Source organism: Candidatus Laterigemmans baculatus, from assembly GCF_010367455.1.
Taxonomy (GTDB): domain Bacteria; phylum Planctomycetota; class Planctomycetia; order Pirellulales; family Pirellulaceae; genus Laterigemmans; species Laterigemmans baculatus.
The window spans coordinates 19,531-29,938 of sequence record NZ_WRPR01000041.1 but is presented as its reverse complement, the minus strand read 5'-3'; the positions used below and the strand labels follow the sequence as shown (position 1 = coordinate 29,938).

Annotated in this window: 5 protein-coding genes; 4 read left to right on the top strand and 1 reads right to left on the bottom strand. The window is 66.2% G+C overall.

Going from position 1 to position 10,408, the window contains the following annotated elements:
* Window positions 1-325: 325 nt before the first annotated feature.
* Window positions 326-3,493: a M28 family peptidase gene (locus GNK13_RS08705; protein ID WP_164102124.1), complete on the top strand. Its 3,168-nt coding sequence runs from the start codon at window positions 326-328 to the stop codon at window positions 3,491-3,493.
* 410 nt (window positions 3,494-3,903) lie between these two features.
* On the opposite strand, the gene GNK13_RS08700 is transcribed toward GNK13_RS08705, so the two are convergent.
* A complete protein-coding gene (locus GNK13_RS08700) occupies window positions 3,904-4,785 on the bottom strand; it encodes a DUF6655 family protein (RefSeq protein ID WP_164102123.1) in 882 nt (293 codons plus the stop codon).
* A 225-nt stretch (window positions 4,786-5,010) separates the two neighbouring features.
* On the opposite strand from GNK13_RS08700, the gene GNK13_RS08695 reads away from it, so the two are divergent.
* The 3 genes from GNK13_RS08695 to GNK13_RS08685 all read left to right on the top strand — a co-directional run bounded on the left by GNK13_RS08695 (window position 5,011) and on the right by GNK13_RS08685 (window position 10,328).
* Entirely contained in the window at window positions 5,011-5,640 is a 630-nt protein-coding gene (locus GNK13_RS08695) for a DUF2760 domain-containing protein (protein WP_164102122.1), read from the top strand.
* A gap of 111 nt (window positions 5,641-5,751) precedes the next feature.
* Window positions 5,752-7,536, top strand: coding sequence for an Hsp70 family protein (locus tag GNK13_RS08690; protein WP_164102121.1), 1,785 nt, complete (start codon window positions 5,752-5,754; stop codon window positions 7,534-7,536).
* The gene (locus tag GNK13_RS08685) at window positions 7,533-10,328 is read left to right on the top strand and encodes a hsp70 family protein (RefSeq protein ID WP_164102120.1); all 2,796 of its coding nucleotides are present in this window, start codon (window positions 7,533-7,535) and stop codon (window positions 10,326-10,328) included. Before GNK13_RS08690 ends, GNK13_RS08685 begins: the two co-directional genes overlap by 4 nt.
* Window positions 10,329-10,408: the final 80 nt, after the last annotated feature.

Here is a 10,408-nt window from a genome sequence, read left to right as displayed (position 1 = left end):
TCCGCGTTCTCTGCGCTATCCGCGGTCCCTCTCCTTTCCGTGCTTTTCCGTGTCCTTCCGTGGCCACCATTCGTGCTATTCGTGTTATTCGTGGTTGTTCCCCCTTTCCGCTCTTCCCCCGTGACCCACGCTCTCTGCGCTATCCGCGGTCTTCCCCCGCCCCTGCATTCCTTCGTGTTCTTCGTGTCCCTCGAGCGCCCAATAGGGGTCAGAGCCTTGCGGGTGCGAGGGCTGGTGGTTGGTGGGGGCGGCAGGTTCGTCTTGCTGGCGGGGATGGGTACAATGGGCGAGACGCTTGTTCCCGCTCCCCGTGACGGTTAACCCTATGCGCAGTGCTCGAGTCCTTTGGCTGTTTTCGCTGGTCCGGCGATGTTCTCTTGCCTGGCTGCTCGTTGTCCCGGTGGCCCACGCCCAAACGGCGACCGCTCCGGCCGCGACTTCCGCCGCGGAGGATCTCACCGAGAGCGATCCCCAAGCGGCTGCCGCTCGCGAAGCCGAATGGCTGAGCGGGACCCGTCAGTTGACCTTCGAGGGTCGCCGCGCCGGCGAAGGCTACTTCAGTAGCGACGGCTCGAAGATGGTCTTTCAGAGCGAGCGTGAACCGGGGAACCCGTTCTATCAAATCTATCTGATGGATCTGGAAACGGGCGACCTCGAGCGTGTCTCGCCCGGCTGGGGGAAAACCACTTGCGGCTGGATCCACCCCGAGGGCGACCGCGTGTTGTTCGCGAGCACGCAGGAAGATCCGCAGGCCCGCGAGAAGCAAGCCCGCGAACTCGAGCTCCGCCGCACCGGAAACCAGTCTCGCTACGCCTGGGACTATGACCCAGCTTACGAGCTGTTCGCGTGGGACGCCGAGACGGGCAAGTACTCGCAGTTGACCGACGCACAAGGCTATGACGCTGAAGGCTCGTACAGTCCCGACGGCAAACAGATCGTGTTCGCCTCGAATCGCGACGCCTACGCCCGCGAGCTGAGCGAGCGCGAGGCCACGCTCTTCGAGCAAGATCCGGCCTCGATGATCGATCTGTACATCATGGACAGCGACGGCTCGAACCTCCGCCGCCTGACCCACACGGCCGGCTACGACGGCGGCCCCTTCTTTTCTCCCGACGGAAAGCGGATCTGCTGGCGGCGGTTTGCCGAGAACGGTGCCACCGCGGAGATCTTTACGATGCGGACCGACGGGAGCGACGTCCAGCGGCTGACGAGTCTGGACGCGATGAGTTGGGCTCCGTTTTTCCATCCCTCGGGTGACTATCTCGTCTTCACGACCAACCGCCACGGCTTCGGCAACTTCGAACTCTACCTGGTCCGCGCCGACGGTCAGGGCGAGCCGGTGCGCGTCACCTTCACGCCAGGCTTCGACGGGCTGCCGGTCTTCACCCCCGACGGTGAGCAGCTGTCATGGACCAGCAACCGAACCGCGGCGAAGCAATCCCAAATCTTCATGGCTGAGTGGAACGACGCACTCGCCCGCGAGCGACTCGGCCTAGCCGAGGCGGCTTCATCCGGGGCGGAGGATCGCCGCGCGGCGGTCGAAACCGCGGCCGCCACCGAAGCGGGTTTCTCGCCAGCCGATGTGGGGCGCCACGTCGACTACCTGACCCGTCCGGAACTCGGCGGACGGATGACCGGAACCGAAGGAGAGCGGCGAGCGACGGCTTATGTGGCTGCCTACCTCGAGAGTCTCGGCTTTGAACCGGCAGGCGAGAATGGAACGTTTTTCCACTCGTTCGAGTTCCCCGCCGGGGCAGTGCTGAGCGACGAAAACCAGCTTACCAGCGGCGAACAGACCTACGAGCTCGACGAGGACTGGCGGCCCCTCTCGTTCTCCGAGAGAGGCAGTTTCGAGCCCCGGGGGATCGTCTTTGCTGGCTATGGCATGTCGGTTCCCGAAAGCGAAGACTTCGAGGGCTACGACAGCTACGTGCACCTCGACGTCAGCGGCAAATGGGTGCTGATGTTCCGCGACTTGCCGCAGGAAATTCCCTCGGAGCTCCGCCAGAAGATGGCTCGCTACTCCTCGGCACGGCGGAAAGCGATGGTTGCCCGGGACCATGGAGCCCATGGCGTCATCCTGGTCGCCGGACCGACGAGCCAGGTCAAGCAGGAGCTGATTCGTTTCGAGAGCGACGCGTCGGCGGGCGGAACGAGCATCCCCGTGATCTCGGTCAGCAACGCGGTCGCCGCGAAGTGGCTCTCCGCAGCCGACGAGAACCTCGAGCAACTGCAGAAGGGGCTCGACGACGGCAGCCTGGCAATGGGTTTCGAAATTGAAGGAGTCTCGTTAGCCGCGACCGTGGGAATCGAGCGGCGGACCGGAACGGGCCGCAACGTGATCGCTCGCTTGCCCGCCACCGCGGGTCCCGCGAACCAAGACTCCGGTAGTAAGCAGGACTCCGGCAGTAAGAAGGACGACCAACCAACCGAGGCCGCCCGCCAGGCCGTCCTGATCGGGGCTCATATCGACCACCTCGGCACCGGCGTCAGCAGCAGCAGTCTGGCTCGCGAAGACGAACGCGAGCAGATTCACGCCGGCGCCGATGACAACGCCAGCGGTGTCGCCGCGATGCTCGAGATTGCCCAGTACATGGCGGCTCAGCGGCGTGAAGGAAAACTCGAGATGCAGCGTGATCTGCTGGTCGCCGCGTGGTCGGGCGAAGAACTCGGGCTGTTCGGCTCGCAGGCCTTTGCGGAAGATTTCGACAAGCTCTTTCCCAACGCGGCCCGCGGCTCTCAAGCCTCCCCCGACGCGAACCACCCCGCTCCGCACTCCGCCGCAGTCGGCCACGGAAGTGCTTCCGACGCCGAGCCGCTTTATCCGGCGATCGCTGCCTACCTCAACCTGGATATGGTAGGCCGCCTGCGGGAAGAGTTGATCGTGCAGGGAATCGGATCGTCGCCGCAGTGGGAGGCGCTCGTCCAGCGCCGCAACGTGCCGGTCGGTCTCGCGCTGCAACTCGACCGCACCAGCACGCGGCTCCCGACCGACGCTGCGGTCTTCGTGGCTCGAGGCGTTCCCAGCCTGGCTGCTTTTACCGGAGCCCACGAGGATTACCACACGCCCCGCGACACCGCGGACAAACTGAATTACGAGGGGACGACGCAGATCGCCCGCTTGCTGGCCCTGATCGCCCGAGGTCTGGTCAGCGACGAGGAGCCGCTGCGGTTCGAATTGGCCGAAGGGGAAGCCGCCGAGCAGGAAGTCCCGCGGGCCCAGCTGACAGCCTACCTCGGGACGATCCCCGATTACGCTGGTGCGGACGTCAAAGGAGTCAAGCTCTCCGGAGTTGGCAAAGACGGGCCGGCCGAAAAAGCAGGCCTTCAGGGAGGCGACGTGATCGTGGAATTGGCCGGTCGCAAGATCGAGAACATCTACGACTACACCTATGCCATCGAAGGGCTCAAGATCGGTGAGCCAGTCAAAGTCGTCGTCCTCCGCGACGAGCAACGGGTGACCAAGGAAATCACCCCGGGATCGCGGGAGTAGGAGGCCGTACCTCAGGCACTGGTAGAGCAATCAACCGAAACCCTCCCCCCGGGAGGGTCGCGAGGAACGAGCGGGGAGGGGCCGGTAGACGCTCGCGTGATGAGTGCGTGTGACTCTCTTTCCTCGACGAATTGGCTTGTTTTCTAACGGCTCAATCGAGAGTTCGTGTCGAAACCCATTGCCCTCCCCGGGACCGGGCCTAAGAGCCCGACCCTCCCGCAAGCGGGAGGGTGATGTATTGACGTGCCGTTTCTACTTCTGGCGACCCTTTCCTCCGGGCTTTTCACCATCCCAGCCTGACCCTCCCGGGGGGAGGGTGTTGGCTGTGCTTTATCTAGCCCTTGGACTTGTGTAGAGACCAATGCCCCGGGGAGGGGATCGAGCTTAGCCGTTCCAGCCTGCCGTACTTGTTACCGCTGGACGGTGGGAGCGGGCTGGGGTTCGGGCTGCTGCTCGGCAACCGCCGCTTCGCTGGTGGCTTCCGGCGGCCCGCTGCTCGCGGGTCCGAGCACGGGCTTGCCGTCCTTGAATCGGACCTGGGCGTTGTAGTTGACTTCCGGGCGTTGGTAGTCGAGCGGCGGCGAGGCGCCATTGTCGACCTCTGCACCGAATTCCAAGTCGCTCCCGACGAGCCGCGTCCGATTGCGGATCGAGCCGGTCTGCAGCGGCCCAATGCCGAGAATCCAGACGTCGCGGGCGGTCGTCGTCGAACGGGCGGTTCCCGATTGCCAGAGCGGCTGGCGAGTCACCCGGTCGTAGGCGAAGGCGGCGACTTTGGCTGCCCCTTCGCTGGTTTCCCGGCGGGCGAGCGACAGTTCGGGCATCGTCGGGACCTGCGGTGCACCGGGGATCAGCGACGCGGCACTGGAGACGAGCGAATTCGGCGGCATGCCGTAGGTGATTTGGAAGCCATCGGCTCCAAGGGCTCCGAGCCGGGCTTCGATGATGATGTCCGCCTCGCCTTCCGCACTCTGGATCAAACATCCGGCGCTGGTGATCTGCTGGCGAAGAGCGCTAATGACGTAATCGGCACTGATGATCGTCGGCGTTTTGACCGCTTTGAGATAGGTCGTGTCAAAATACACTTTCTGCCCGCTGAGCGGCCGGAAATCGATCGCTGCCACGCTGTTATCGACCGCTTCGCTGAGCAGCAACTGCTGGGTCGCATCGAACGATTTGGTCGTGCCACATCCGCCGCTCGCCAAACCACCGACAAGCACGACCACGGCGGCGATCGCCGAGCAGCGACGTGCCGGAGTCCGAACAACGAGAGGAGGGGCAAGCGGGGACATCAAATCGAAATCGACCGGGGAAGCGAGGCTGCCGGCTCATGGTGGCTGGGGCAGGATCAAACGCCTCGGAAGGTAAACCGGTTCGAACCGGTGACCAAGAGCAATTCCCGGTTGACTTGCGGGCAACGGACGTAAAGCTGTTTAGGGTTTCGACTTCGGCGCGTCCCCGTGCCGCGATTCCCGTTCCGCCCCCGTGAGCCGCCCCCCTCTGACGAATCGCCGAGTATGTCTCTAGGAACTGCTTTTCGCGCCTTTTTCGCCGCACTCCGCGACCCGGATCAGAGCACTGCCATTCGCGAGCTGCTCGACGCCGGACCGCCGCAGGAGCGAAAGTTCCCGCCCCCGACCCCAGCGGCTCCAGCTGCCGCAACGGCCCCACCCGCACCAGCGAAGCAGCCCGCTCCAGCTAAGCCGGCCGCACCTCCGGAGCCGAAGCGCAGCGAAGCGTTGACGTTGCTGGCGACGCTGCAGCGCGAAGCCCGCTTGATCGACCTGATCGAAGAACCGCTCGACCAGTTCAGCGATGCCCAGATCGGCGCCGCCGCCCGTCCCTGTTTGAAGCAATGCCGATCCGCCCTGCAGCGGATGTTCAGTCTGCAGCCGCTGGTCGAGGTCGGGGAAGGGGAGTCGCTGACGCTGCCGGAGAACCCTTCGCCAATCCGCTACCAGTGGGTCGGCGAATCCGGTTCAGGCGGCACCCGTGCTGGCGGCACCCGTGCTGGCGGGGCCGAGGGGGGCAAGCGAAGCGGACGCGTGGTGCACCCGGGATGGCGTGCCGAGCGCTGTGAGTTAGCTCAGTGGACTGGCGGCAATGATGACGCATTCGTCGTCGCCGCCGCACAGCTGGAACCCTAAGCCCGCCGCCCTTTCGTTCTCGCCGCCCGCTCTCGCCGCCCGTTTTCGCCGCCCGTTTTCGCCGTCCGCATTCGTTACGAGCGTCCTTCCACCCTTGTTGCTGACCTCCGCATGACCGCCCGCTACTCGATTGGCATCGACCTCGGCACGACCAACTCCGTCGTCGCGTACACTCCGCTCGAGGGGGATGCCCCTGAGCTGCACCTGCTGCCGATCCCGCAGATCGTCGGTCCTGGGGAAGTCGAGTCGCATCATTCGCTGCCGTCGTTTTTGTACTTGCTCGAGGAAGGCGAGGCCGCGTCGGCTGCTCTGCCGTGGGATACTGAGACGCCGCGGTACGTCGTCGGCGAGTGGGCACGGACGAAGTCGGCGCAAGTGCCGCAGCGGGTGGTCGCGGCCGCCAAGAGCTGGTTGTGCCACAGCCGCGTCGACCGCCGCGACGCGATTCTGCCTTGGCAAGCGCCGCCGGAAGTCCCCAAGATTTCCCCGATCGCGGTCACCGAAGCCTACTTGCGGCACTTGGCGGCAGCCTGGAACCAGGCGATGGACGACGCCCCGCTCGCGGACCAGACGGTCGTGCTGACCGTCCCCGCCTCGTTCGATCCGGCCGCCCGGGAATTGACTCGCGAAGCAGCGATCTCCGCGGGCTTTCCCGCCGATTTCGTATTGCTCGAGGAACCGCAAGCGGCCGTCTATCGCTGGCTGGAGGGGCGGGGCGACCAGTGGCGGCGCGAGCTCAAGGCGGGCGATTCGCTGCTGGTGGTCGACGTGGGCGGGGGGACAACCGACCTGACCATGGTGCGGCTGGTCGACCACGGCGGGAACGTGGAACTCGAGCGGCAGGCGGTCGGCAATCACTTGCTGGTCGGTGGCGACAACATGGACTTGGCGCTAGCCCACATGGTCGCTGGCAAGCTGGCCGAGGAAGGGCACAACCTCGATCCCTGGCAGAACATTGCGCTCTGGCACAGTTGCCGAGCGGCCAAAGAGCGACTGTTGGCGCCCGAGGGGGCACCGCAGCAAACGATCTCGGTGCTCGGCCGCGGGAGCCGGCTGATCGGCGGGACGATCACGACGGAGCTGGATCGCGAGGCCGTCGCCGGGCTGCTGCTCGGCGGTTTCTTCCCCCGGTGCTCCCTCGATGCCCGCCCCGAGCGGCAGAGCGTTTCGGGTTTCCAGGACATCGGACTCCCCTACGAATCGGATCCGGCGGTCACCCGTCACATCGCCGCTTTCCTCTCGAGCCATCGCCGCGACGGATCCGCGTTGCCGACGCATTTGCTTTTCAATGGCGGCGTGTTTCGCTCGCCAGCCCTCCGCGAGTCAGTGGTGGGAACCTTTGCCGAGTGGGCCGGCGATGCGCCTCCGACGATGCTCGGCGGACCCGAGGATTTGGATCATGCGGTGGCCCTCGGAGCGGCCTACTATGGATGGTCGAAGCTCCGCGGCGGGCTGCGGATCCACGGCGGTACGGCTCGGAGTTACTACATTGGGATCGAGACGGCGGGACTCGCGATTCCTGGAGCGCCCCGGCCGCTCCGGGCACTCTGCGTGGCCCCGCTCGGGATGGAGGAAGGGACCGAAGTGGACGTGCCGAGCCAAGAAGTGGGCGTCGTCATCGGCCGCCCGGCGCGGTTCCGCTTCTTCTCGTCAACCGTCCGCCGCGACGATTCTCCGGGTGATCGGCTGGACCGCTGGGATCCGAGCGAGCTGGTCGAGAGCGACACGATCGAAGCGACGCTCGACTCGGGCTCAGCTGGCGACGATCCGTTTCTGCCCGTCCGGTTCCAGAGCCGTGTGACGGAGCTGGGGATGTTCGAGCTGTACTGCCACAGCACCCGGAGCGACGATCGCTGGAAGATGGAGTTCAACGCTCGCGAGGAAGGGGCAGCGTGAGCACCGAGAGAGGCGCAACATCTGCGGAGGAGACCGCACCGCGGTACGTCGTCGGGATCGACTTGGGGACGACCAACTGCGCGGCCGCCTACGTCGATTGCACCGCAGAGCCGTGGCGGGTCGAGACGCTGGCGATCCCGCAGTGGGTCGACTGGGGGCAGGTCGAACGCCGCCAGACGCTTCCCTCCTTCCATTATGAATGGGAGCAGGGGGCGCGGGAGAGCCTCCGCGGCGGATTGCCCTGGGAGCAGGAGCCGCCGGAATACGTGGTCGGCGTGCTGGCTCGGGATGCGGGGATGCGGAATCCGGGGCGGCGAATCGCCTCGGCCAAAAGCTGGCTGTCGCACGACGGAGTCGACCGTTCGGCGGAGCTGCTCCCCTGGCAAGGCGACGCCGACGTGACGCGGCTTTCGCCGGTCGACGTTTCCGCCCGGTATCTGGCTCACATTCGCGCCGCCTGGGACGAAGCCCATCCGGAGTACCCCCTGGCCGAGCAGGACGTGGTGATCACGCTGCCGGCCTCGTTCGACGAGGTGGCTCGGGAGTTGACCGTGGCCGCTGCCCGCCGCGCGGGGCTGCCGCGGGTGTATTTGATCGAAGAGCCACAAGCTGCGTTTTACGCTTGGATCGACCGCCACCGCGACGATTGGCACACCCGCGTCGGCGCCGGGCAAATGATCCTAGTCTGTGACATCGGCGGCGGCACCAGCGACTTTACGCTGATTCGCGTCCGTCCGGCCGGTGATGACGAGTCGCAGGTCCAGTTCCACCGCGTGGCGGTCGGTCGGCATCTGATTCTCGGCGGCGACAATCTCGATTTGGCGCTGGCCAAGTACACCGAGAGCCGGCTCAGCCCCGACGCGCCGCTGCCGCCCCGCGACTGGGACCGCTTGATCCAGGCTTGCCGCGGCATCAAGGAGACGATGCTGTCGAGCGACCGCCCGGACGAAGCCACGCTGAGTTTGACCAGCGAAGGCTCGCGGCTGATCGCCGGAGCGCGAACGCTTGCACTCTCGGCCGAGGAAGTCGATCGGGTGTTGGTCGATGGTTTTTTTCCGGAGGTTCCCCGCGAAGCTCGGCCGACCAGCGGGGCCAGCGGCTTTCGCGAATTCGGCTTGCCCTACGCCGACGATCCGGCGGTCACGCGCCACTTGGCCGAGTTTCTCGCCGAGCACGCCCGCGCCGGGCTCAGCGAGGACGAACACGATCAAGCCGTGCGGCCCGAGCTGGTGCTGTTCAACGGCGGAGTGATGGCCGCCGCGCGGATCCGCGATCGGATCGTCGACTCGGTGGGGCGTTGGTTCGGCGACGGCAGCGACTGGAAGCCGACGACGCTCGACGCCGATCGGCTCGACCTGGCCGTCGCTCACGGGGCTGCCTACTACGGGATGGTCCGCCGCGGCCGTGGCGTGCGGATCGCTGCGAACCTGGGCCGCTCGTACTACATCGAAGTCGACGACGCGCCGCCCGAGACGATGTGCTTGATCCCGGGAAGCGCCGAACCAGGCCAGACCTTCGCTCCGCCGCACCGCTTGCGGCTGGAGGTCGGCGTGCCGGTGCAGTTTCCGCTGTGGGTCAGCAGCACGCGGCTGGCCGATGCCGCGGGGGATTTGGTGGCGATCGACCGTCAGGCACTGACCCCCTTGCCGCCGATCCGCACCGTGCTGGTCCGCGGCCGCCGTCGCGAGCAGCAAACCACCGAAGTCACGATCGAGACGCAGCTGTCGGAGATCGGGACGCTCGGACTGTACTGCGTCGATACCGAATCGTCGCATCGCTGGCGATTGGAGTTCGACATTCGGGCGACGCTCGAGACCGACCGCGAAGTCCACACCGGCAGCGGCGAAGCAGCGGGGATCGTCGATGCCGAAACGGTCGCCGCTTGCAGCCGCGTGATCCGAGAGGCGTTTACCGAGAAGACACCCGGCCCCGACGGCATCGCCAAGCGTCTCCGCCGGGCCGCCGATCTCGATCGCTCGCAGTGGCCTCCGTCGCTGCTCCGCGAAATGTGGCAGACGTTGATGGACGTCGCGGACGGCCGCCGGCGGAGTGCCAAGCACGAAGCCCGCTGGTTGAACCTGGTCGGCTACTGCTTGCGGCCCGGCTACGGGATGGCCGTCGACGATTGGCGAGTCGGTGAGGTTTGGCGGAGCATCCACGGCAAGCTCGCGTTCCCCTCGCCCGCGTCGCGAACCGAATCGCTGATCCTCTGGCGGCGGATCGCCGGGGGACTCTCGGCCGGTCAACAGCAGCAGCTGACGACGCCGCTCGCCGCGATGCTCTCGGGCAAAGGGCTCAAGCCCGAGCCGCATGAGGCAGCCGAACTGTGGCGGATGGTTGGCTCGCTGGAATGGCTTTCGGCCGAAGCGAAGTTGAAGTGGGCCGAAGCGGCGCTGGAGGCCGCCGCAGCACGTCGCTCCGAGCCGTACCGCGACGCACTGCTCTGGGCCGTCGGCCGGCTCACCAGCCGTCAACCGATCTACGGGCCGCTCAACACGGTCGTTCCCGCCGCGGCGGCAGCAGAGATTCTGAAACGGCTCATCCAGAGCGAGAGCACGCTGGGACCGCGGCAACTGGCCGTGATGCAGATCGCTCATCGCGTCGAGGACCGCTACCGAGACCTGCCCGAGGCGGCGCGAGACAAGGCCGCCGCCTGGCTCACGCGGACGGCGGCTCCAGAACACTACGCCCAGCTAGTGCTTGAAGGCGGGGCGGTCCGCGGAGACGAAGAAGCGGCCCTGTTCGGAGAGTCGCTGCCGCTGGGGATCAAGCTCCTGCGGTCGGTGCGGTAGGCCGTGAGGTTCCTCGCGACCCTCCCGGGGGGAGGGTATTGGCTGTGCCTTTCGTAGCCCTTGGACTTGTGTAAAGACCA

Coding starts and splice junctions, on each gene's coding strand:
- GNK13_RS08705 (WP_164102124.1), top strand. CDS start 326: ATGCGCAGTGCTCGAGTCCTTTGGCTGTTTTCGCTGGTCCGGCGATGT.
- GNK13_RS08700 (WP_164102123.1), bottom strand. CDS start 4,785: ATGTCCCCGCTTGCCCCTCCTCTCGTTGTTCGGACTCCGGCACGTCGC.
- GNK13_RS08695 (WP_164102122.1), top strand. CDS start 5,011: ATGTCTCTAGGAACTGCTTTTCGCGCCTTTTTCGCCGCACTCCGCGAC.
- GNK13_RS08690 (WP_164102121.1), top strand. CDS start 5,752: ATGACCGCCCGCTACTCGATTGGCATCGACCTCGGCACGACCAACTCC.